This is a genomic window from Paraburkholderia sp. SIMBA_030, from assembly GCF_046535245.1.
Classification (GTDB): domain Bacteria; phylum Pseudomonadota; class Gammaproteobacteria; order Burkholderiales; family Burkholderiaceae; genus Paraburkholderia.
This window is the reverse complement of the sequence record NZ_JAWRXB010001508.1, coordinates 1-240: the sequence shown is the minus strand read 5'-3', so window position 1 is coordinate 240 and position 240 is coordinate 1. Positions and strand designations below refer to the sequence as shown.

Here is a 240-nt window from a genome sequence, read left to right as displayed (position 1 = left end):
AATTCGAAGCCGCCCTGCGCGCCAAAGGCGCCTACTACCACATCCATCACCCGTTTCACCAAGCCATGTACGCCGGCCGCGCGAGCCGCGAGCAGATTCAGGGCTGGGTCGCCAATCGCTTCTATTACCAGGTGAACATTCCGCTCAAGGATGCCGCGATCCTCGCCAACTGCCCGGACCGCGACGTGCGCCGTGAGTGGTTGCAACGGATTCTCGACCATGACGGCGTGCCCGGCAGTG

Annotated in this window: 1 pseudogene; it reads left to right on the top strand. The window is 63.3% G+C overall.

Features of this window, described 5'->3' with window-relative positions:
• Positions 1–240 (top strand): annotated as a pseudogene (locus SB772_RS45070) (pyrroloquinoline quinone biosynthesis protein C); the annotation flags it as partial.